Origin of the sequence: Pseudoalteromonas sp. MB41, from assembly GCF_020966275.1 — a bacterium.
GTDB lineage: Bacteria > Pseudomonadota > Gammaproteobacteria > Enterobacterales > Alteromonadaceae > Pseudoalteromonas > Pseudoalteromonas lipolytica.
The window spans coordinates 43031-65275 of record NZ_JAJJZF010000003.1; the positions used below are offsets into that span (position 1 = coordinate 43031).

At 42.0% G+C, this 22245-nt stretch carries 19 protein-coding genes; 9 read left to right on the forward strand and 10 right to left on the reverse strand.

Going from position 1 to position 22245, the window contains the following annotated elements:
- The first annotated feature begins 138 nt into the window (after positions 1–138).
- The 3 genes from cgtA to LPA49_RS05455 all read left to right on the forward strand — a co-directional run bounded on the left by cgtA (position 139) and on the right by LPA49_RS05455 (position 2313).
- Positions 139–1293, forward strand: a complete 1155-nt coding sequence (gene cgtA / locus LPA49_RS05445) for an Obg family GTPase CgtA (protein ID WP_036965963.1) — start codon at positions 139–141, stop codon at positions 1291–1293.
- A 68-nt stretch (positions 1294–1361) separates the two neighbouring features.
- Entirely contained in the window at positions 1362–1853 is a 492-nt protein-coding gene (gene folA, locus LPA49_RS05450; protein ID WP_065979653.1) for a type 3 dihydrofolate reductase, read from the forward strand.
- A gap of 79 nt (positions 1854–1932) precedes the next feature.
- On the forward strand, positions 1933–2313 hold the full coding sequence (locus LPA49_RS05455) for a DUF3718 domain-containing protein (protein ID WP_036965965.1): 381 nt from the start codon (positions 1933–1935) through the stop codon (positions 2311–2313).
- Between the two features lie 386 nt (positions 2314–2699).
- Here LPA49_RS05455 and LPA49_RS05460 read toward each other — a convergent pair whose 3' ends face one another.
- The 7 genes from LPA49_RS05460 to lptD all read right to left on the reverse strand — a co-directional run bounded on the left by LPA49_RS05460 (position 2700) and on the right by lptD (position 11427).
- Positions 2700–4715, reverse strand: coding sequence for a methyl-accepting chemotaxis protein (locus LPA49_RS05460; RefSeq protein ID WP_036965967.1), 2016 nt, complete (start codon positions 4713–4715; stop codon positions 2700–2702).
- Positions 4716–4855: 140 nt separating this feature from the next.
- Positions 4856–5671, reverse strand: a complete 816-nt coding sequence (locus LPA49_RS05465) for a symmetrical bis(5'-nucleosyl)-tetraphosphatase (protein WP_036965970.1) — start codon at positions 5669–5671, stop codon at positions 4856–4858.
- A 6-nt stretch (positions 5672–5677) separates the two neighbouring features.
- A complete protein-coding gene (gene apaG / locus LPA49_RS05470; protein WP_036965974.1) occupies positions 5678–6067 on the reverse strand; it encodes a Co2+/Mg2+ efflux protein ApaG in 390 nt (129 codons plus the stop codon).
- Complete coding sequence (gene rsmA / locus LPA49_RS05475) at positions 6051–6857, reverse strand: 16S rRNA (adenine(1518)-N(6)/adenine(1519)-N(6))-dimethyltransferase RsmA (protein WP_036965978.1); 807 nt, start codon at positions 6855–6857, stop codon at positions 6051–6053. The genes apaG and rsmA overlap by 17 nt, the downstream gene beginning before the upstream one ends.
- Positions 6857–7846, reverse strand: coding sequence for a 4-hydroxythreonine-4-phosphate dehydrogenase PdxA (pdxA, locus tag LPA49_RS05480; RefSeq protein ID WP_065979655.1), 990 nt, complete (start codon positions 7844–7846; stop codon positions 6857–6859). Before pdxA ends, rsmA begins: the two co-directional genes overlap by 1 nt.
- Positions 7847–7851: 5 nt before the next feature.
- Entirely contained in the window at positions 7852–9144 is a 1293-nt protein-coding gene (gene surA, locus LPA49_RS05485; RefSeq protein WP_036965983.1) for a peptidylprolyl isomerase SurA, read from the reverse strand.
- Positions 9145–9180: 36 nt separating this feature from the next.
- Positions 9181–11427, reverse strand: coding sequence for an LPS assembly protein LptD (gene lptD / locus LPA49_RS05490; RefSeq protein ID WP_065979656.1), 2247 nt, complete (start codon positions 11425–11427; stop codon positions 9181–9183).
- Between the two features lie 103 nt (positions 11428–11530).
- On the opposite strand from lptD, the gene LPA49_RS05495 reads away from it, so the two are divergent.
- Genes LPA49_RS05495 through djlA form a run of 3 tightly spaced genes read left to right on the forward strand, consistent with a single transcriptional unit; the run spans position 11531 to position 14067 of the window.
- Complete coding sequence (locus tag LPA49_RS05495; RefSeq protein ID WP_036965989.1) at positions 11531–12532, forward strand: aminoglycoside phosphotransferase family protein; 1002 nt, start codon at positions 11531–11533, stop codon at positions 12530–12532.
- Positions 12529–13188, forward strand: a complete 660-nt coding sequence (gene murU, locus LPA49_RS05500; protein ID WP_065979658.1) for an N-acetylmuramate alpha-1-phosphate uridylyltransferase MurU — start codon at positions 12529–12531, stop codon at positions 13186–13188. Before LPA49_RS05495 ends, murU begins: the two co-directional genes overlap by 4 nt.
- A gap of 18 nt (positions 13189–13206) precedes the next feature.
- Positions 13207–14067 carry a co-chaperone DjlA gene (gene djlA, locus LPA49_RS05505; RefSeq protein ID WP_065979659.1) on the forward strand — a complete coding sequence of 287 codons (861 nt, stop codon included), beginning with the start codon at positions 13207–13209 and terminating at the stop codon, positions 14065–14067.
- On the opposite strand, the gene LPA49_RS05510 is transcribed toward djlA, so the two are convergent.
- Positions 14050–14973 (reverse strand): DUF3530 family protein, encoded by a 924-nt coding sequence (locus LPA49_RS05510; protein WP_180311084.1) that lies wholly within the window; start codon positions 14971–14973, stop codon positions 14050–14052. The genes djlA and LPA49_RS05510 overlap by 18 nt on opposite strands.
- Positions 14974–15054: 81 nt before the next feature.
- Positions 15055–15708, reverse strand: coding sequence for a bifunctional tRNA pseudouridine(32) synthase/23S rRNA pseudouridine(746) synthase RluA (gene rluA, locus LPA49_RS05515; RefSeq protein ID WP_180311083.1), 654 nt, complete (start codon positions 15706–15708; stop codon positions 15055–15057).
- A 133-nt stretch (positions 15709–15841) separates the two neighbouring features.
- Here rluA and LPA49_RS05520 point away from each other — a divergent pair, with 133 nt between their 5' ends.
- The gene (locus tag LPA49_RS05520; protein WP_036966004.1) at positions 15842–16072 is read left to right on the forward strand and encodes a hypothetical protein; all 231 of its coding nucleotides are present in this window, start codon (positions 15842–15844) and stop codon (positions 16070–16072) included.
- Positions 16073–16129: 57 nt separating this feature from the next.
- On the opposite strand, the gene rapA is transcribed toward LPA49_RS05520, so the two are convergent.
- Positions 16130–19024: an RNA polymerase-associated protein RapA gene (rapA, locus tag LPA49_RS05525; protein WP_074988942.1), complete on the reverse strand. Its 2895-nt coding sequence runs from the start codon at positions 19022–19024 to the stop codon at positions 16130–16132.
- A gap of 298 nt (positions 19025–19322) precedes the next feature.
- Between rapA and LPA49_RS05530 the strand changes: the two genes are divergently transcribed.
- Together LPA49_RS05530 and LPA49_RS05535 are read left to right on the forward strand one after the other, a co-directional pair.
- Positions 19323–20687: a PhoH family protein gene (locus LPA49_RS05530; protein ID WP_180311082.1), complete on the forward strand. Its 1365-nt coding sequence runs from the start codon at positions 19323–19325 to the stop codon at positions 20685–20687.
- Positions 20687–22069, forward strand: coding sequence for a PhoH family protein (locus LPA49_RS05535; protein WP_230235907.1), 1383 nt, complete (start codon positions 20687–20689; stop codon positions 22067–22069). The genes LPA49_RS05530 and LPA49_RS05535 overlap by 1 nt, the downstream gene beginning before the upstream one ends.
- Positions 22070–22245: the final 176 nt, after the last annotated feature.

Genomic DNA, 22245 nt, shown 5'->3' on the forward strand with positions numbered 1-22245 from the left:
ACCCCGCCTTTGCGGGGTTTTTTGTTTTAAGGCACTCGATTATATAGCTAAGCATCTTCGGCACTGTACGAAGATGCTTAGCTATATAATTAGGTGTATAATACAGTTATTAACAAGCCAATCTTAAAGTGAGTAATCATGAAGTTTGTAGATGAAGTGGAAATTCGTTGTGACGCGGGTGATGGCGGCAGCGGTGTCGTATCTTTCCGACGTGAAAAATATGTGCCGGATGGCGGTCCTGATGGCGGCGATGGCGGCGATGGTGGCAGTGTCTATCTACAGGCCGATGAAAACTTAAATACCTTAATTGATTATCAGTTTGAGCGTTTTCATAAAGCAGAGCGTGGCACCAATGGTCACGGTCGCAATATGACCGGTAAGAAGGGCAATGATTTAGTCCTTAAAGTACCTGTTGGAACCCGTATTACAGATGTTGATACTGAAGAGTCATTAGGTGATTTAACGATGCATGGCCAGAAACTGGTTGTTGCAAAAGGGGGCTTCCATGGCTTGGGGAATGCACGCTTTAAATCAAGTACGAACCGTGCTCCGCGCCAAAAAACATTAGGTACGCCTGGCGAAGTAAGAAATTTACGTTTAGAACTGATGTTGCTTGCTGATGTTGGCTTACTGGGGTTACCTAATGCTGGCAAATCAACATTTATTCGCAGTGTATCTGCGGCTAAACCTAAAGTTGCTGACTATCCATTTACAACGCTTATTCCTAATTTAGGGGTTGTGCGTCCTGATGCTAATAAGTCATTTGTCATAGCCGATATTCCAGGATTAATCGAAGGTGCCTCTGATGGAGCGGGTCTTGGTATTCGCTTCTTAAAACACTTAGAGCGTTGTCGTGTGCTGTTACATATCATCGATATTATGCCTGTCGATGGCACTAACCCAGTGGACAATGCGTTTGCGATTGTTAATGAGCTTCATCAGTACAGCCCTAAACTTGCTGATAAACCGCGTTGGTTAGTGTTTAATAAAATAGATTTGCTGCCAGAAGACGAAGCTGAAGCACTTTGCCAACAAATAGCTGAAGAGCTGGGTGAAGAAACCAATGTTTACCGAATTTCTGCCGCAAACAAGCAAAATACCCAAGCACTTTGCCACGATATCATGGCGTTGCTTGATAGTATGCCGAAAGAGAAATTCGCTGAAGAAGAGAAAGAAGAAGTTGAATTTAAATGGGATACATACCATCAAAAAGCAACGTCGAAAGATGACGACGACGATTGGGATGATTGGGACGATGATGACTACGATGTTGAAGTTATCTACCAACGTTAAAGTTTAAAACGGAAAAGGAGCCTCGCGCTCCTTTTTTATTAATAAGAAAAAAGTATTAAAGGTGTAGTGTGAAAATTTCAATGATTGCTGCAATGGCAAATAATCGTATTATTGGTCAAGACAATCAAATGCCTTGGCATTTGCCTGCCGACTTACAGCACTTTAAACAGGTTACTATGGCTAAACCTGTGATTATGGGACGTAAAACCTTTGAGTCTATAGGTCGACCATTACCAGGGCGTCAAAACATAATTATTAGCCGTAATGCTGATTATAAAGCGGAAGGGATTGAGGTTGTAACGTCGCCAGATGCGGCGCTAGCCCTAGTAAAAGAGGCAGATGAAGTGATGATCATCGGTGGAGGAAATATTTATCAGCAGTTTCTTCCTCACGCAGAGCGACTTTATTTAACCTTCATTGATCTTGATGTAGAGGGAGATACGCAGTTCCCAGATTACGAAAGTGTTGCTAACTGGACAGTTGTCGAGCAGGAAGAGAAACTGCCAGATAACAACAATCCACACCCGTATACTTTTGTTACTTTGTATAAAAAACCTTAACAATATTGCGATAAAATGGTTTGATTGGTACAATAATAGTCAAGCTTGGTAAGCTAAAAGTATTACATAAGGGCAAAATATGATGAAGTTACCAAATATGTTATTAGCCGCAGCAGTTGTTACGGCTTCAGTTGCGTACACAGCACCTGTTAAAGCCGACGATCAACAGTTGGCGCTTTCACTTTGTGAGTACATTGCTGCAGATGATAAGAATCGTTTACGTGATAAACTAAAAAGTTCACGCGTAAAGATCCGTAATATCATCGACGCTTTTAAGTGCAATGACAACAACATGCTTCGTCATGCAATTGTGAGTGGTGCAAACGATACGGGTGAGTATATTGTTAAGCGTTTACCATCTTCTTCATTTGAAGACGGTGCAGACATCGCATGGGCTGAAGCCAATGGCTTTGGTGGCTCGCCAGTTGTTGCTGCTATTAAAGAGCGCGCAGGTCTTTAATAGTAAAGCCAAACAGATTTATAAAAACCGCACTCGTTGCGGTTTTTTTATGTCTGTGAATAATACCAATTCAAAATCATACTAATACCTATCTGCAATAATTCTTACTCATTTTGAGTGATTACACCAGTCGCTAGCTGCGTTAAAAATGTCTGATTTACGACTGCATGGATGCCGGAGGGAGAGTAATGCAGGAGCAATTGCCGAGAACAACTAAATAACTAAATTTTTGCCTTGTTATCAACGCGGTTTTATTGCCTCAAAATAGACCTTTTAATTAAGCGCAGTGGTATGAATGGGGATCATTGAATGAGCTGATGGGGAATAAAAAAACCGTGTTTGCGATGCTAAACACGGTTTTTCTATTTAGGTATAGCGAAGGCTATTTAAACTTTAAAGGCATCCACCGACAGTCGTAACTCTTCAGCTAATTTAGCGACTTCTGAGCTTGAAATGTTCGTCTGGTTAGCCCCTTCAGCTGTTTGTTCAGCAATAGCAACGATTGACTCTAAGCGCTCGCTGATCTCTTGCGAGACTTGTTGTTGTTCGTGCGCAGCTGTCGATATTTCTTCACTTACGTTATGTGCTTGGGCAACAGCTGCGGTGATTGAGTCAAGTGCAGTGTTGGCTTGGTCTGATTGCTCAACACATGATTCAGCTTGTTGCTTACCTTTAGACATTGCGGCAACAGCGGCTTCAGCACCAATTTGCAGTGATTCAATCATGGCTTGGATTTCCTGCGTAGACTCTTGAGTTTTGCTCGCAAGAGAGCGTACTTCGTCTGCGACAACAGCAAAGCCACGGCCTTGTTCACCTGCGCGTGCTGCCTCAATAGCGGCATTAAGTGCAAGAAGGTTTGTTTGCTCTGCAATGCCACGTATCACATCTAAGATACCGCCAATTGATGCACTGTCTTTATGCAGCTTATTAATGACTTGAGACGCGTCATCGACTTCACGAGCAAGCTGTTCAATCGTCGCTTTGTTTTGCGATGAGATACCCTTAACACGCTCGGCTTCTTTATCTGCGTTTTTAATTTCACTCAGCGCTTGTTGAGCACTGCTGCTAACCGCTTGAGAGGTACTGCTCATTTCTGTCGTCGCCGTTGCTGCTTGTTCTACTTGTGCTTGCTGGTTACGAATGGCTTGGCTTGACTCTTCGGTAATCGCCGATGTTTCCTCAGACGCAGCGGCAAGTTGCGTAGAACGAGAAATAATACCTTGGATTAGCGTACGTAAGCTTTCTATTAATGTATTACAGCTACGTGAAAGCTCACCAAATTCATCTTTTGCAGTGTCATCTAAACGTTGTGTCATATCACCACTGGCAACGATATCTAGAATACGGTTTACTTCAGAAAGTGGCTTAGTGATACGGTTTACAGTCATGGCTGCAACAACGATTGCAATGAGCGTTGCAATAATCATAGCGACCCAAGTCCAAAGCGTAGCCGTTGTTACGTTACCACTGACGTCTTGCTGTAAATCAAAGGCAAGCACTGTGGCATGATCAACGAGTTCACGCAGTTGTGTTAATGCTTCTGTTGTCGAGTTTTCGGCATTAGCAAGCTCCGCTTCAGTTTGAGCAATGGCATCAATTAAACGTTTTTTGTTGGCCGATAAACTATTTGAACCTTTTACATTGTTGGCAAGTGTTTCAAAGTAGCCGTTTAAATCATTGTATAGGCTTGCATTCGACTCAATAACAGCGGGGCGAATTAAGCTTAAGCTGCGCTCAATTTCTTCAAGGTAATATATTTGCTCTTTTTTAATGATTTCTAGCGTATTCAGTGTTTTCACTGTGAGCATATCAGTGCTGTTAGTCACTAATGATTGAAAATGATTTTCTAAGTTATTTGCCGCTTGATAAGCACGTGAGTGATTCTCTTCTAAGCCATCAATATCAATAATATCGAGTACCACAGAGTTTGCATCTTCAGCGCTAAGCTCAATACTTTCAAGTTGAGTACTGAGAGTTTTGTTAAGTTCAAGCTGCGTTTTTTTATCTTTAAACAGGTTATCAACCGATTTAGCAAAACGTTTATAGGTTTGTTCTACTTGTTGACTACTTTGTTTTAGTTTTGGGTCATCACTAACCACGTTTTGTAAATCTTGATAAGAATTATCATAACGTTTTTTCTGTTCATTAAAGCTGCTACGTGTCGCTGCTAGCTCATCTTGTGATGCTGTGTAAAAGCTCGCTTGTGCGGATTTACTCATTAAGATGAATTCGACCTGTAGCTCATAGCTTTTATCGAGAGCAGGGAGTGACAGCTGATTAACTCGCTGTGTAGATTGATCAATATTGGTAATTCTGATCAATGAGTTACCACCAATAAATAGCAAGAGTAGGGTAATGACAATAAAGCCGCCCCAAATACGCTGTCTAACGGTCAAGTTCATATGTAATTCCACTAATAGTACTAATCAGTATTTATCGGCAGGGTTGCTGATAAGTTAAGTATTTAAATTAAATTGGCTTTTATTTAAATTTACTTTAATTGATATAAATCTAACAGATGTTCAGTTATTTTTCAGTTAATTTAGATAAAAGAGTGAGAACTTTCGACAAAACGCTCTTTTTTACTGAGTTCCATGAGAGTCATTTCTCCTCCCCACACACAGCCTGTATCAAGGCCATGTATATTTGCTCGTTGGGTTTTTCCTTCAATTGCCGCCCAGTGACCAAAAACAATCTGCTGCGTTAATTGCGTTATATTCGGGTGTTCAAACCACGGTATTGTTGAGCTATTTGCACTGGTACTGGTTTTGTTTGTGAGGTCTAAATGGGCCTCTTTGTCTACAAAACGCATGCGTGTGAAGTAATTTACAATGTAGCGAAACTTAGCTTCATTACTGAGTGTTGACTGCCATTTAGGCGGATGAGTATCGTACATATGGCTAAAAAAATGTCGAGCATCAGCACCTTGATAGCAATTCTTTGCAAAGCGAGCGCGTTTCAATGCTTTCTTAATCGACCAATTGGGGTTTAAACCGGCATGACTTATGAACATGTCATATTTTTCAAGCCATAGAGCAAGTGGTTGTTGCTGTAAAAATTGAATATAGTCAGTGAGTTTAGAGCTGCTAAAAACAGCACTGAGCTTATCTTTTGGGTTGTGTGGTTTATTTAAATGATAACACGCGATCATGTGCAGGTCATGATTGCCAAGCGTAATGCTGACACTGCCTTGCATTGCATAGAGTCGCTCAAGGCACCCAAGGGAATCTGGGCCTCGAGCAACTATGTCACCAACTAGGTATAGGTGGTCTTTGCTAGGATTAAAATTAACGCGCTTGAGTAGTGCGTCAAATTCACTGTAGCACCCTTGCAAATCCCCTATCGCGTAGTCAGCCATCGATACTTAATGCAGTATGTTAGGGCGTGCTAGACGAAACACGTCTATCGGGGCTTCAAATTCAGTGCCGAATTCGTTACGCATGGTGTAATAACCTTGCATTGTCCCTACAGGGGTGTCGAGCACTGCGCCGCTGGTGTATTTATAACTTTCACCTGGGGCAATAGTGGGGGTTTCACCAACGACACCTTCGCCTTGAACTTCGACTTCCTTGCCATTGGCATCGGTAATTAACCAGTAGCGACTTAATAGCTTAGCACTGCACAAACTATGATTTTTAATCGTGATAGAGTAAGCAAAAACGTATTTATCTTGTTCAGGCTCCGATTGACCTTCAACGTAGAAGGTCTCAACAGAGACCTTAATTGGCGAACCTAAATTACTGCTTGTTGTCATAAATCCAATTAGCTATATCAATAAATTGTTGTAAAGACAGACTTTCTGCACGAAGTGTAATATCAATACCAATGCCTGTAAGTTCTTCAGCAGTCAGTAGGTTTGATAAACTGTTGCGCAGTGTTTTACGACGTTGGTTAAACGCTTCTAAGCACACAGTGTTTAAAAGCTTGGTACTTTTAGCTGTACGTTGCTCAGGCTTCTTAGGGATCAAACGAATGACCGCTGAATCAACTTTAGGTGCAGGTTTAAAGCACTCTGGGGGCACATCAATCACTGGCATTGCATGGCAGTAATACTGTGTCATGACAGTTAAGCGGCCAAAAGCTTTGCTACCAGGGCTTGCTACCATGCGCTTAACAACCTCTTTTTGAAGCATAAAGTGCATATGCTCAACGTTGTCAGCAAATTCAAATAAATGAAACAGCAGAGGAGTCGAAACATTGTATGGCAAGTTACCAAAAATCTTTAGTTTTTCGTCTTCTTTAATCAGGGTGCTAAAATCAAACTTCATTGCATCACCTTGATGCACTGTTAGTTTTGGCCCTAAAAAAGGATGGCTTACTAAACGCTCTGCTAAGTCTTTATCTAGCTCAACAACAGTTAGATGGCCACTTAAGTCTGCAACGGGTTCGGTGATAGCACCAAGACCAGGGCCGATTTCTACTAAATTGTCTTCGGGTTTAGGATCGATAGCCGTCACAATTTTATCGATGATCATGTCATCATTTAAAAAGTTTTGGCCAAAACGCTTTCTGGCGCGGTGTCCTAAATGTACTTTATCAGTCATTAATTTTGTGCTTTTTCATGGGCGAGCTTAATTGCTTCGCGGATCGCTAATTCAAAACTACCCACATCGGCGGTTCCTGTACCGGCTAAATCAAGCGCCGTACCGTGATCCACTGATGTGCGAATAAATGGCAAGCCAAGGGTGATGTTCACCGAGTTGCCGAAACCTTTGTATTTTAGCACAGGTAATCCCTGATCGTGATACATAGCAAGCACGGCGTCGGCCTGTGACAGGTATTTATCTTGAAATAATGTATCAGCGGGCAGCGGACCAATTAAATTCATACCCTGATTATTTAATAATTCGAGGGTGGGGGCTATCGTATCTATTTCTTCGCGGCCTAGATGACCATCTTCACCTGCATGTGGGTTTAAACCACAGACCAAAATACGTGGTTTTTCGATACCAAATTTAGTCTGTAGATCGTGGTTTAAAATCGTTGCCACCTTGCTTAGGCGCTCAACGGTGATAGCACGTGACACATAAGCTAATGGAATATGTGTAGTGACAAGGGCAACACGTAATCCCTCGGTTGCAAGCAGCATCACTACATCTGCTGTATTAGATTGCTGCGCAAAGTACTCGGTATGACCGCTAAACGAAATACCCGCTTTGTTGATAATGCCTTTGTGCACTGGGCCTGTGACTACTGCCGCAAAGGTGCCATCCATATTTTTTTCACTGGCGATACGAAGCGTATCTAACACATATTGACCGTTTGCATCATTTAAGACACCCACTTCAACTTCTTCAGCTAGGTCAACCTGATGCAAATAGACACTGCCTGCCGGTGCAATTGCTGGAGCTTGGTCTTCATCAAATTTGATCAGGTCGATGTTTAAACCAAGCTGTTTGGCGCGTTGTTTTAATAACGCACCATCAGCAATTACGACAAGTTGGGCATCCCACGCGTGTTGCGCTAACTTAATTAATAAATCAGGGCCTATACCTGCGGGTTCACCTGGGGTGATTGCTACTCTTATTGTCATAATGATTATTCTACAGGGAAGATATCAACATGAGCTTGCTCACGCATTTCTTGCTGCCAGTTGAAGCTTTCTTCTTTAAACTTACGATTAAACAGCAGTTGATGCGCACGGTTACGTTTAGCAAGTTCAGTCTTATCTGCGACGCGTTTATCAAGCAACTGCACAATATGCCAGCCAAATTGCGTTCTAAATGGCTCACTGATCTCGTTTTTATCAAGTGACAACAAGGTATTTTTGAACTCAGGCACATAGGTGCTTGGGTCTGTCCAATCGTATTCGCCGCCTTTTAGCGCAGAACCTGGATCTTCAGAGTACTCTTTTGCAAGTTCAGCAAAGTCGGCGTTACCTTCACGCAAGTCTTTCGCAAAGCCTTTAAGCATCTCGCGCGCTTTTTCTTCGCTTAAAATGATAGACGGTTTAATAAGGATGTGACGAGAGCGAACTTCTGTGGTTTCAACTACTTGGCGACCACGTACATCTTGTACTTTAATAATGTGGAAACCTGCGCCTGAGCGAAGCGGACCAACGATATCGTCTTTTTTCTGACCTTTTACAGCCTCTGCAAAGAGTGAAGGCATTTCATTAATACCCATCCAGCCTAACTGACCACCTTCAAGCGCTTTTGAGCCACTTGATGATGAAATCGCAATGCGCTTGAACTCTTTACCTTCTTTTAAAAATTCAATGACTTTGTCAGCACGTGTTTTAGCGCTGGCAATTTCATCGGGTGTTGCATCACTTGGAATATCAATCAAGATGTGGCCGATATTGTACTCTTCGGCATTTTTACCTTGTGTTTCCATTATTTTTAAAAGGTTATCAATTTCTTGTGGGCTGATGTAAATACGGCGATCGACGTTAGCACGTGTAACTTGCTGGGTGGTGATCTCTTTACGTATTTCTTCGCGGTAAGCGGGAAAACTTTCACCAGCCGCTTCAATCGTGCGACGCAAATCAGCAATCGTGCCACCTTGCTCGCGAGCCATGTTTTCTAGCGTTTGGTCAAGCTGTGAATCCGAAATCTCAAGGCCCATACGCTCTGCAAGTTGCATCATAAGAGTTTGGCTTACAAGTCGTTCAATCGCTTGAATGCGCAACGTATCATCCGATGGGAGCTCTTGGCCTTGCTCGGCTGCTTGTGCTTTTACGCGATTAATAATTGTGTCGACTTCGCTTTGTAAGATAACACCTTGGTTAACGATGCCGACGACTTTGTCTATTTCGACAGGTTTTGCGAAAACGCTTTGGCATAAGCCAACTGTTAATAATGCTGATGCAAATAATTTTTTTAAATTCATACTTTTTCTAATACTCTTGCTAATAGTACTGCGGTACTAGTTATTAAGAAAATACGGTCTACGATAGCCAAAAATACCTTGTTGTAATAATTTTTGTGCATCATAACGGCTTTTACTACCAAGTCCTTTTAACACGATATTGAAGCCAATACTGGTATCAAAAGTGGCTTGCTCTTGGCCAATCGCTTGATTCAAATCGGTTTCGATTTGACGACGGCCAGTGATTTGAAACGCCCAGCAGCACGATTCATACTGCAGGCCGCTGAAAACCTCAATGCTACGACCACTTTCTAAATCGCGGTGATAGCTGCCAACAAACTGCCAATCATGTGTTAGCGGAATGCTGGTAAATAGACCAACTTGCTCGATTGTATTGCCTGAGACATCATTTGCATAGCGATGGTTCAATTGTACGAGCTGTTTATCGTCACCTTTGTAATCTAAAGTGATATTTGACTGGATTATTTCTTTACCATCGGTGTCATATTGAATCCCCCCAGATAAATACCAGCGACGGTGCCAATGTAACATGGTTTGCGCGGCAAACAAGGCATTGTAGTTTGTATCAGACTGAATCCCTTGCGAAGTCGGTTTGGCATCATCGCTTAAATAAAAGATTTGCCCAGCACTGAAATTAAACACTTCTTCATTGTCGCTGCTAAATAAGCGCGTTGTTGCACCTAAAGTAAATTGGTTTGCGGTTGCTATGCGGTCGATGCTCGAAAAGCGACGATCTCTAAATAAACCAAAAAAGTCATCTTGTAACTTGGTGGTATCGTAAAGGCCAATATTCGACTGGTCTTTATTGGGTGTATACAAATACTGAATTTGAGGTTCTAACGTTTGAATGCCTTCTTTGAAGAAAAAAGCGGTTTCACGTTCAAAGTTTAGTTGGCTGTATAAACGTACTTTTGGCAGTGTACGTGTGACTTTTTCTTCAAAGTCAGTGCCCGTTAGATCACCGTGTTGATTATAAGTGGTGTGTAATAGGCTTACTTCAGATAAAAAAGACCACGCATACTCTTGATACCCCAAACTGGCTTTTGGTTCAATGTGAAGGCGGCTTGCTTCATCAATCACTGCATTGTTATTGGTAAAGTAGCTAAGTTCACCGTCGAGTGTTAAATCGACACCATAAAAGTCGTATGGGTTAGTTTGTGAAAAACTAATTTGTGGTAATGCTGCATAAGATTCACGGTGATCACCGAGCACTTCAAAGCTTTGAAGTTTGATGTCGGTACGCCACGTATCACCTAAATGCGTTAGTGAGCCTGTACGATATAACTGGGTATCTGTGCGAGTGGCATAATTCGAATTTAAATCGGTTAAGTAGTTATCATCACTCACATTGGTAATATCAATGTTGCCGCGCCAGTTCTCACCAAAATAACTTTGCTGTTGCCAGTGAAATAAATAGCGCGAGTCAACACTTGGCTCTTCGTCGTCTTTATCAAGGTACTCTACAGCGATTAAACCGTTATTTTGCTCTGTTAAATAACGAAACTCACCAATCATTTGTAAGCCACGCTTAGACATATAGCGTGGCGTAATTGTTGCGTCGTAATTTGGCGCTATATTCCAATAATACGGCGTGATAGTTTCAAGACCGTAGCGACCAGAGCTTGAGAAATTAGGTGTTAATAATCCTGACTTACGGCGGTCATCTAATGGAAAAGTGAAATAAGGGATATACAACACGGGCGTATCGAATACGCGTAATACGGTATTGTGAGTTTCACCCCAGCCATCTTCACTCGATAAATCAATTTCATCTGCTTCAATTGCCCATACCGGTGTTTCGCCCGGACAGGTAGTAAAGCTTGCGTTCATGAGGTTTAGGCCAGACTCATTGACTGTCAGTTTTTCTGCGCCACCATGACCGAGCTGGTCGGTGAGCTTATAGTCAGCGCCAAGTAGGCTTAATTCAGAGTTATTTAAATCTGCGTTGAGCCCAGAGCTATTAATTTGGCTAACTTTATCGCGATAAACGATAGGGCCGGTTGCATTAAGTAGACCACGTTGTTTGTCAATCAGTGCACTTTGTGCGGACAAATTCATCGTTAGGGTGTTAATATCTACATTACCGGTAAATTCTGCGCTTTGGGTACCCAATAGTTCAATATCATCGGATTTGATATCGATCATATTAAGTTCAAGGCCAGGGAGCGGTTGCCAAGCTCTGGTTTGCATTGAAGTGCCACAAAAGTTGTGTGCCAGTTCAGTTTCGGCGAACGATGGTGCGCTAAGTACGCTTAGCATCATTATGCCCCAGGTTTTGCTCATTTAATGACCTTAATGCTCTTTGGTTGGATATAAGCTAGACATAATAAAGGAAAACAATGGCAAATACAGTAATTGACTTAGTGAAAAATAGATATCTTACTAAATGAATCGTTATAAAAGTTTACAGCAGTTTTTAAATCCTCATTTTAAGGAGGATGAATATCAATTAGCAGCCATCACTGGCGATGCGAGTTTTCGTCGGTATTTTCGTATTAATACCGCAGAACAAAGCTTCATTGTGATGGATTCTGATCCTGATAAATTAGATAACACGCCCTATATTGAACTAAACAAAGTGTTCTCTAAACATGGTTTTAAATTACCAAAAATTCTTCAGGCTGATGAAAAGCAAGGCTTCTTTTTACTGAGTGATTTAGGCAATACACATTTAGCTGACTTACTTGGCGATGAAGACCGCACGCTACATTATAAGCATCTCATAAAGCTCAGTGCACAATGGGCGCAAACACCGCCTGCTCAATATATGAAAGTGTTTGATGATGACTTTTTGCAATTTGAATTGAGCATTTTTAGCGAATGGCTTGTCGATGCGTTTATTGATTGTTCGTTGTCGGATGAGCAAACACAGATGTGGCAAGATGCCTGTCAACTGCTGGTCAATAATGCGCTGGCGCAACCTATAGTGACCGTACACCGTGATTTTCATAGTAGAAATATTATGCGTACAGGACAGCAGTGGGCGATTATTGACTACCAAGATGCAGTGCAAGGGCCAGTGTGTTATGACTTAGTGTCGTTACTTCGAGATTGCTACTTTCAACTTCCTGAACATGAACTCGACTATTTACTGCATTTTGCCTATGACGAATTTACCAAGCAGCAGTTAATTCACGGAATTACGTTTGAGGTGTTCAAACGGTGGTTTGATTTAACAGGAATACAGCGTCACTTGAAAGCGGCCGGTATTTTTTGTCGTTTAAAATTACGCGATGGAAAATCTGGCTATTTAAATAATGTGCTGCCAACGCTTCAGTATATTAGTAATGTAAGTAAAGATTACCCAGAGTTAAGTGCACTCAGTGAGTGGATTGAACACACTATCATTGTGCAGACTAAAAAGCGGTTAGACAAAGAGATTAAATGAAAGCAATGATTTTAGCGGCAGGCCGTGGAAAACGCATGATGCCGTTGACTAGTACGCTGCCTAAACCGATGTTAAAAGTGGCAGGTAAACCATTATTAGCACACCACATTATTAACTTACGCCAAGCAGGCATTGTTGATATTGTCATAAACCTTGCATGGCAAGGAGATAAAATAAAGCAGTACTTTGGCAATGGCGAAGCGTTTGGCGTCACCATACAGTACAGCCAAGAGTGCGAAGGTGGGCTTGAAACAGCCGGTGGCATACTTCACGCTTTGCCCTTGCTTGGCGAGCACTTTGTGGTGATTAACGGGGATGTATTTACTGATTACGATATGACGTCACTCACACAACTGCATTTAGAACCCGGCGAAGCGCACCTTGTTTTGGTTGAAAACCCAGCCCACAATCCTGACGGTGATTTTGCGTTACGCCATTTAGGTCCCGATAGTCAAAAGTACACGTTTTCAGGTATTAGCCGTTTTCATGCTGACTTTTTTAAAGGCCTAACACCGGGTGTGCTTGCACTAGGGCCTATCCTGCGTGAGAAGCTGGCAGAGTATCAAGTATCCACTGAGCTGTACCTTGGTCAGTGGGACGACATAGGCACACCAGCCAGACTCGACGAACTAAACCAGCGCTTAGCTGTAAAATAACAACGAGGGTTTATCATTATGTGGGGAAAAGTACTGGGATTCTGTTTTGGCTTTATGTTTGGCCGGTTTGTTGGCGCTTTGCTGGGGTTGTACCTTGGTCACATGTTTGATCGCAGCTTAAAACAAGACTTTGATAAAGCGGGCGGTTTCTCCGGCCTGTTTAAAGGTGATGATATTAATGAACGTCAAGCGCTGTTTTTTTCAAGCTGCTTTGCGGTTATGGGTCATATTGCCAAATCAAATGGTCGAGTCAGTGAAACGCACATTAAAGCTGCGAGTGTCTTTATGAATGAAATGGGCTTGTCGGGTGATGAGCGCCGTGAAGCACAAGATGCATTTCGAAGCGGTAAAGAAGCCGATTTTTCACTAAAAGAAACGGTTCATGATTTTAAAGAACGTTTTGCCCGTCGTCATGACTTGCTGCAATTGTTTCTAGAAATTCAAATTCAAATGGCATTCTCTGATGGTCATCTTGCAGAACAAGAAAAACAATTATTGCACGAGGTGAGTAAACAGTTAGGAATTTCGCGCACACAATTTTCATTCTTACTAAAACGTTACCAAGCTGAATTTGCATTTCGTCAGCAGCAACAGCGCTTTTATGAGCAACAAAACCAACAACACAGTACTCATAATGAGCAACATGGTCATCGAGTCCCGCCAAACAATAGCATGAACCGTGCTCAGGCACTTGCGTTACTTGGCTTAAGTAAGGATGCGTCTGCGCGTGATATTAAAGTAGCTTATCGTAAGCTCATGGCACAGCATCACCCTGATAAGCTGGTATCGCAAGGGCTACCTAAGCACATGATGGAAGTCGCGGTGAAGAAAAGCCAAGATATTCAAGCCGCTTATGAATATTTAAAGAAGGCGGCGTAAAAAGCCGTCGACTTCTTTGAGCAACCGCTCGTGTTGCTCAGGTTCTGTGGGGGTTCCGAACAATTCTCGTTGTCGATAATCATATTTAGCGTTGCGCCTAACCCAGCGTTTTCTATCGTTGACGCTTTGAAGTGTGTCTGGGTTACCTTCACTGTAGAAAATATCTAACAGTGGTGGGCTAATGGTCGACAACGTGGCATTGAGATGCTGGTTTCGAATACTGTTTGGAAGGTAGCTTCCTAAACTAATAAAGGCATTCAACTCGTTATTGGGAAAGCTTGCATAGTGCTCAATAAGTAGCCCAGCACTGGCACCCTGCGCCAGTACTATAATGTTGCCACCTTCATCCATCGCGCTGTTATATAACGCATTAAAACGTGCAATAAGCTTGAGCTTATAATCATCAAGTATCGCTTCACTTATGTTTGGCTTCGCTGAGACAAAGTGAGGCGCTTGTTGTGTTTGGGCTGGTGGAGCTGAGTCAGCTTGCTGGTTATTTTGCGTTGTTGACTCAGTTTCAGAGTTATCAGTGGGCTCTGGCATCGCCATATCGGCAGGGTGCCAGTCAATATCAGGCATTGTCATAGCGAGTGTCGCATAGCCAATATCATTTAATTGCTTACGTAAAAAGTTGATCCCCGCATTATTGGTAGGCACGTCTTGCCAGTCAGGAATAATTAACACGATGCCACGTTGTGTTGGCGCCATAGATTGACGATATAAACTAATGAACTCATCTTCACCGGCAAGCAGGGGACGTACTTCATCGCTGGGTAAAAAGCGTTGAATATCGTTAGTGACCAAACTTGACCAAGGGGTGGGTTTAATAAAATCGGCAGCATTCACATTACCCATCAACGCAAAACAGGCTGCGTAAACTAAGCAATGTGCGGGTTTTAACTTCATGCCGAAATTTCCTGAGTCTTAAATTAAATCAGTGATTAAATTAACTATCGGCAGTATTGGTAAAATATTTAGCTAATTGTCTTAAAACTCAGGAGCTGCCTCAAAAACAAGCGTTTCATCACTGACAGGGTGAGTTAAACTCAGCATTTCTGCATGCAGTTGCAAACGAGGAGCCAGCGCTAATGCTTCTGAGTGGGCATACAGTCTATCCCCTAAAATTGGGTGACCTAAAGACAGCATGTGCACACGTAGTTGGTGAGAGCGCCCTGTAATTGGGGTCAGCTCAACGCGCGTTGCCTGAGCTTCATGCTCAAGTACTTTAAAGTGTGTTAATGAAGGCTTGCCTTTGTCGTGATCAACCATTTGTTTAGGGCGGTTAGGCCAATCACAAATAAGCGGTAAATCGACGGAACCTGTTTGCTGTTCAAGCTTACCAAATACACGCGCAACATAGCGTTTGGCGGTTTTTCTATCTTGAAACTGAATACTTAGATTGCGATGTGCTTCTTTATGCATCGCTAAACAAATAATCCCTGAGGTTGCCATATCTAAGCGATGAACAATTTTAGCGTTAGGAAATACGCGGTTAACGCGTGCAATAAGGCAATCGGCATGTTTTGGGTCCTTACCCGGCACCGTAAGTAAACCACTTGGTTTATTGACGATCAGTAAATCATCATCTTGATAAACAATGCTCAAATAGGGGGTCATTGGGGGATTATAATTGAGTAACACAGCCAGCCTCGATGATATGCAAGGGCGTTATTTTAAAGGAGTATCAATGCTTACACAATGCTAGGAGTGGTTTTGAATTGTTATCCGATATACAGTTGCTTACTTAGCGAATTTGCAAAACAGGAGTCATTGAATGTTTTTTTTGGGCCGTATTCGCAGTAAGCCTTGCACACGATGCGGATTACACGTTAACGACCGCGAGCCTGAGTGTTGGCACTGCAAAGACCTTACTGACTTACAAGCTGTGTATTTAAAAAAAGCTTACACAGAAGATGTTATTAAGAAAAATAAAGGCTTAGCTGCTCTATTTTGCAAATTAGCCGCCGTCGCGTTGGTGATAAGCCTCGCTGCGTTTTTAATATAAAAAACGCGATGTGGGATGACATCGCGTTGCTTATTTAAACGTTTTACGTCACTCGCTCTAGTGCGACACAACAATCAAACGAATCGCATCTAATTTAACTTGGGCTTTTTCAATATAGGTCGTCAGGTCACTGCGTTGTTTATCAAAGAAGCTAAGCTCTTCATCACGAATATTCGGATTAATTTGTTTAAGCGCGGTTAAACGGGCTTGCTCTTCACCTAATGCGGTATGCATTTTTTCTAATGACTCAACACGCAATGCGTCGAGTTTTGTTTGGGCTAACCCCTGAGCGCTGGTGATCATTGGGTGAATGGCACTTTGTAGCGCACTGGCTAACTTACTTGCCGTTTGACGACCAACCGCAGAAAGCTGTTGGTTAAAGGCATCAAAGGCAACATTATCGGCTAAGTTATTGCTGCTTTTATCAAGTAAAACTCGAATAGGAGTCGGCGGTAAGAAACGACCTACCTGTAATGACTTCGGTGCCATGGCTTCTGCAATGAAGATAAGCTCAACAAAAAATGTACCCGCAGGGAGTTTTTTGTTTTTCAGCAGGGCAACCGATGCTGTGCCAAAGTCATCATCGCAAATCATGTCTAAACTGCCTTGCACCATCGGGTGATCCCAGCTGATAAAATGCGCATCTTCTTGCGATAGTGCAGTTGCACGGTCAAAGGTCACGGTAATACCGTCATCTTTTAAGCAAGGGAAAGAGGGATTCAACATATGCTCGGTTGGTTTTAAGATAATGGTATTTTCACCTTTATCTTCTTGGCTTACACCAAAAGTGTCGAACACATTGATCATGTAACTTGGCAATGTAAACTGGTCATCTAGCTCTTCGATATCAGCGACTAAGCTTTCAGCACGGCCTTGACCACTTGAGTGCAGCTCTAATAAACGGTCACGACCACTTTCCATTTGTTTGCGCAGTTTTGCATTTTGGCTAGCAACTTGTTCTAGTAGTGGGTCTAGCTCTTCTTCATCACAATTATGTGTACCAATGAATTCAAGCAGCTCTTCACCGAATTCTTTATACAACATTTGCCCTGTGGTTGATGTTGTTTCAAACGCATCTAGGCCTTCGTTATACCAGCGTAGCAAGACTTCTTGTGCTGTATTTTCAAAGTAAGGCACATGAATGTTTACATCTTGCGTTTGACCAATGCGGTCAAGGCGACCAATACGTTGCTCTAACAAATCAGGGTTCAAAGGTAAATCAAAGAGCACTAAATGATGTGAGAACTGGAAGTTACGGCCTTCTGAACCAATCTCTGAACACAGAAGGATTTGTGCGCTGTCGTATTCATCAGCAAAAAATGCCGCAGCACGGTCACGCTCAACAATCGACATACCTTCATGGAACACAGATGCTTTAATGGCTTCGCGCTCTCGTAAAATTTGTTCAAGGCTAATCGCTGTTTCAGCTTTAGCACAAATTAGCAGGACTTTTTCGTGTTTTAGTGTTTTTAATGTTTCAATTAACCAGTCAACACGTGGGTCGAAGGCGCCCCAACTGGCGTTTTCACCTTCAAATTCTTGAAATATTTTTTCTGGGAATAACGCGCGCAGAGCACTTAGCTCAGCACTTTGAATGCCGCCTATATTCCCTAAGACCGACATTGCGGTTTTATATTGCTTTGGCATCGCCATTGGGTAAGCGTGGAGTTTACGGCTTGGGTAACCATCAATACCGCTGCGGCTATTTCTGAACAAAATACGGCCGGTACCATGGCGGTCCAGTAGCATTGATAAAATTTCATTACGCGCGGTTTCATCACCTTGCTCAGCTTTAGCAAGCACCTCAGTGATATCGGTTTCTTTTAATAAGGCTTTTAATGTCTCGCGAGCCGTGTCATCTAAGCGTTGCTCACTGAGTAGTTGATTGGCAGCTTCTGCGACATCTTTGTAGTTACTTTCTTCTTCAACAAAAGCATCGTAATCATAAAAACGATCAGGGTCGAGTAATTGCAAACGCGCAAAGTGGCTGCGGTGGCCTAATTGATCGGGTGTTGCTGTCAGTAAAATAAGGCCTGGAATATCTTGGCTAAGTTCAGCCATGCGTTGATATTCTGTGCTTGGTTTACCATTTGTAATACTCAAATGGTGCGCTTCATCAACCACGAGTAAATCCCAATCGGCTAATGTTGCTTGTTCAAACCAGCGTTTTTTCTTGCTTAAAAATTCAAGGCTAGTAAGTACTAACTGTTCTGTTTCGAATACATTCGGTGAGTCTGCGAATGCTTCATCACAACGTTCCTCATCAAAAATAGAGAAACGTAAATTAAAGCGACGAAGCATCTCAACGAGCCATTGGTGTTGCAGGTTTTCAGGCACCACAATTAATACGCGGCTAGCTCGGCCACTAATGATTTGTTGATGTAAAATCATCCCCGCTTCAATGGTTTTACCAAGGCCCACTTCATCTGACAATAAAACACGCGGCGCGAAACGTTTACCCACTTCTTGTGCAATATAAAGCTGGTGAGGTATTAGGTTGGCACGTTGACCAATTAAGCCTTTTAAAGGTGATTGCTGACGCTCGAACTGGTGCTGCCAAGTTTGATAGCGAAGGGTGTAACGATCAAAACGGTCTACTTGGCCTGCAAATAAGCGGTCTTGCGGTTTATTAAATTTAATAAAGTGATCTAAAAAGGTCTCTTTTAACTGAACTTTTTCACCGTTATCAACACGTGTACCGTGGTAGCATAAAAGCTCACCTTGTTCTTCAACTGACTCTACTTCAAGTTCCCACTCTTCAACGCTGCGAATAACATCGCCTGGATTAAATGCGACACGAGTAACAGGTGCTTCTGTTAAAGAATAAACTCTGTTTTCACCACTGGCTGGAAATAAAATGCTGACCTGACGGCCTTCAAGGGCAACTACGGTGCCTAATCCTAAATCTGACTCAGTATCACTGATCCAACGCTGACCTAAGGAAAAATTCATGTATGTCTCGTCTATGAAGAAAAAGGCGGCTATGTTACCTGTAACATCAGGCTACTTCAAGGCAGTAAACTCGCCGCACACAATTAAATTTAGTCAACCTTTTTAAGTCAATATTACAGGTAAGTTTTGTATGTATTTTAACCACTTAAATAATTGTAATTTTGGCTGTCATAAAAAGGACTTTTGCTGCAAATAGACTAAACTGAGTATATACCTAACAAATAAATAACCGCTTTAATCGCTGCTTGTTTAGTTAATTGGGTATAGCATAAAAATCATAAAACGTAAGGAAAGTGCTATGGAAAAAGCTTCGAACCTTGATAGTAAAATGTATGTGCTCGATACCAATGTCTTACTCCACGAACCCCTCGCTTATTTATCTTTTCAAGAACACGATGTTGTTGTCCCGATGACCGTATTAGAAGAGCTCGATCATATAAAGGATAGAAAACATGATGTTAGCCGTGATGCCCGTGTTGCAATTCGTGGTTTGGATGAAATACTCAAAGACGCCTCACCAGAGCAAATGTTGCAAGGTGTCGCGTTGCCAAGTAATAAAAAGGCGAAAACAGAGTCTCGCGGTCGTTTAATTATTGTCAATGACCATTTATTTGCCGATAGCATTTCAGGGTTACCAGGCAACGAAAATGATCACCGCATAATTAACTGCGCGGTACATTTACAAAAACAGCACAGTGATAGCAAAGTTGTGCTAGTTACCAAAGACATCAACATGCGCCTTAAAGCGAAAGGAGCAGGGCTGAAGTTTGTTGAAGACTATCGCACAGACCAATTAATTGATGATATTGCGCTATTAACTAGCGGCTACAAAAAAATAGAAGGTGATTTTTGGCAACATGTCGGTGAGTGTGAAACTGAGCAACAAGGACGCGACACTTACCATCATATAGCAAAGAGTACCATAAGTGATGTGTTTTATAACGAGTATATACTTGATAGCAGCGACCATTTTGCGGCACGAGTAAAAAGCTACGACGATAAAACCATTACTTTAAAAGACATTAGTGTCGAACGTCTAATGAACCAAACTGCGTGGGGCGTTAAGCCAAAAAATGTGTACCAAGGCATGGCGCTTGATGCTTTACTAGACCCAAGTATTGAACTGGTTATTTTAACCGGCCCTGCAGGCTGTGGTAAAACTCTACTTGCCCTTGCCAGCGCACTTGAAATGATTATTGAAAAAGGCATTTACGATAAAGTTATCGTAACCCGAAATACCCCCGAAATAGCTGAATCAATAGGCTTTTTACCTGGTACCGAAGAAGAGAAAATGGCCCCTTGGCTTGCTGCCATAACCGATACCCTAGAAGTGTTACACAAAGGCGATGAAAACCCGGTATCTAGTCGCAACTACATTATGGAAAAAGCCAACATGCAGTTTAAGTCGGTTAACTTTATGCGAGGAAGAAGTATTCAAAATGCCGTGGTGATATTACAACCCCGAATTGGGGGTATTTTAAAGTTTTTACCCCCTTGTTTTTATTGGCCTGTAGAAAAAGTAAAAAGAATTTCCAAAAAAATTGATTACCTTAGCTACTCTGAGCAGTCTCTCAACAATAAACCTTTACTCAAAATTTGTAATTTACAAGAAAAGTACAACACAAAGCCTAGCAACGATTCAATCTTTTGGGAGGCTGCGTAATGAAAAGCTCTATTGATAATCGAAATCCTCGTGTACTAGACACATCTGCATTAGTACATGATCCAAAATCTATTTTTAGCTACAAAGATGATATTTACATCTGTCTAACTGTCCTTGAAGAGCTTGATAACCTGAAAGAAAGAACTAATAAATCGGTAAGTGCCGATGCCCGTATGTGCATTAGAATGCTTGAAGACATTATAAATGGACATACAGCCGAGGAAATGGAAATAGGTATTCCTTTACCATCTACCGAAACAGCCCAGAGAGGAAAGCTTTTCATTGGAATTGACACTCAATTGGATCTGGCTAAGGAGTTAAAGCACGGGATAGGAAGTGATGCTGATAACAGAATAATTAATTATGCTTTATATCTTCAAAAAGAACTCAATAAAGACGTAACAATTGTTAGCCGTGATATTAATATGCGATTGAAAGCTCGAACAGTTGGGGTTAGGGCTGAGGACGTTGCCGTAGATAATCAAATATCAGATATTGATCTTTTATACACAGGAGTACAGGCTTTTGAAGGCGATCTTTTTGATCAAATTGAATCAGATAAAGATTTCAAAGTCTCAGGAGAGGTTTATACATTCCCAATAAGCTTGTTCAACGATGAAGTTCAGCCAAACATGTATTGGTACGATGAAGCCGGACACATTGGCCGGATTTCAGAAGTAACAGATACTGAGGTATACACAAAATTATTGCCGCGTAAGCAAGAAAAGATATGGGGCATATTGCCTAAAAACCAGCGTCAGGCGGTAGCTTTAAGCCAATTAACAGACACTTACTATGATTTAAATATCATCCTTGGTCCTGCTGGCTCCGGAAAAACTTTTTTGGCAGTTGCTTCGGCGCTGCATCAAGTATTGGAGTTGAAAAAGTACAAAAAAATCGTTGTGGTGCGCTCCAGAGACTTTATGGACGACGATCCGGGATTCTTACCGGGGGATTTAACTGAAAAATCAATGCCTCTTCTGGCAGGTATTACTGACGCATTAATTTCGATGCACTCGGATGATAATCATGAAGGAAATATTCACGCTACAGTTGAACATGTGATCGAAAGAGCTAATATAGAATTTACCAGTATGGCTTATTTTCGTGGCCGTTCAATAGACGATGCTGTTTTAATAATTGATGAAGCACAAAATATGACCCGTGCTCAAATTAAAGGAATGCTTAGTCGCGGTGGCAAAAATTGTCGGACAATCGTATTGGGCAACCTAGCCCAGATTGACGATAAGTTTGTAACACCTGCTTCTTCTGGTGCAAGTGCGGCTGTTAATGTGTTTCGTCATTATGAAAAAGGATCAGTGCTGATTTTTGATGAAGTAGAGCGTAGTAGCTTGGCTGAATTCACTGAAAAGAATATGTAGGCATCAAACTACCATTCACATTTCCTTATAATATTGCGACAATGGCCACTGCTTTTTGCAGTGGCTTTTCAGAGAAGCCCGTTCCCACGAAAACAGGACGAAATGGATTTACTCTGAACTAAAAGATTAAATATTCACATAAAAACTGAGTGACATAGGTGCGTGGCCTAGCGTTG

What these genes read in the sequence shown, in the direction of transcription:
- cgtA (WP_036965963.1), top strand. Translation starts at nt 139, where the DNA reads ATGAAGTTTGTAGATGAAGTGGAAATTCGTTGTGACGCGGGTGATGGC.
- LPA49_RS05455 (WP_036965965.1), top strand. Translation starts at nt 1,933, where the DNA reads ATGATGAAGTTACCAAATATGTTATTAGCCGCAGCAGTTGTTACGGCT.
- LPA49_RS05460 (WP_036965967.1), bottom strand. Translation starts at nt 4,715, where the DNA reads ATGAACTTGACCGTTAGACAGCGTATTTGGGGCGGCTTTATTGTCATT.
- LPA49_RS05465 (WP_036965970.1), bottom strand. Translation starts at nt 5,671, where the DNA reads ATGGCTGACTACGCGATAGGGGATTTGCAAGGGTGCTACAGTGAATTT.
- apaG (WP_036965974.1), bottom strand. Translation starts at nt 6,067, where the DNA reads ATGACAACAAGCAGTAATTTAGGTTCGCCAATTAAGGTCTCTGTTGAG.
- rsmA (WP_036965978.1), bottom strand. Translation starts at nt 6,857, where the DNA reads ATGACTGATAAAGTACATTTAGGACACCGCGCCAGAAAGCGTTTTGGC.
- pdxA (WP_065979655.1), bottom strand. Translation starts at nt 7,846, where the DNA reads ATGACAATAAGAGTAGCAATCACCCCAGGTGAACCCGCAGGTATAGGC.
- surA (WP_036965983.1), bottom strand. Translation starts at nt 9,144, where the DNA reads ATGAATTTAAAAAAATTATTTGCATCAGCATTATTAACAGTTGGCTTA.
- lptD (WP_065979656.1), bottom strand. Translation starts at nt 11,427, where the DNA reads ATGAGCAAAACCTGGGGCATAATGATGCTAAGCGTACTTAGCGCACCA.
- LPA49_RS05495 (WP_036965989.1), top strand. Translation starts at nt 11,531, where the DNA reads ATGAATCGTTATAAAAGTTTACAGCAGTTTTTAAATCCTCATTTTAAG.
- murU (WP_065979658.1), top strand. Translation starts at nt 12,529, where the DNA reads ATGAAAGCAATGATTTTAGCGGCAGGCCGTGGAAAACGCATGATGCCG.
- djlA (WP_065979659.1), top strand. Translation starts at nt 13,207, where the DNA reads ATGTGGGGAAAAGTACTGGGATTCTGTTTTGGCTTTATGTTTGGCCGG.
- LPA49_RS05510 (WP_180311084.1), bottom strand. Translation starts at nt 14,973, where the DNA reads ATGAAGTTAAAACCCGCACATTGCTTAGTTTACGCAGCCTGTTTTGCG.
- LPA49_RS05520 (WP_036966004.1), top strand. Translation starts at nt 15,842, where the DNA reads ATGTTTTTTTTGGGCCGTATTCGCAGTAAGCCTTGCACACGATGCGGA.
- rapA (WP_074988942.1), bottom strand. Translation starts at nt 19,024, where the DNA reads ATGAATTTTTCCTTAGGTCAGCGTTGGATCAGTGATACTGAGTCAGAT.
- LPA49_RS05530 (WP_180311082.1), top strand. Translation starts at nt 19,323, where the DNA reads ATGGAAAAAGCTTCGAACCTTGATAGTAAAATGTATGTGCTCGATACC.
- LPA49_RS05535 (WP_230235907.1), top strand. Translation starts at nt 20,687, where the DNA reads ATGAAAAGCTCTATTGATAATCGAAATCCTCGTGTACTAGACACATCT.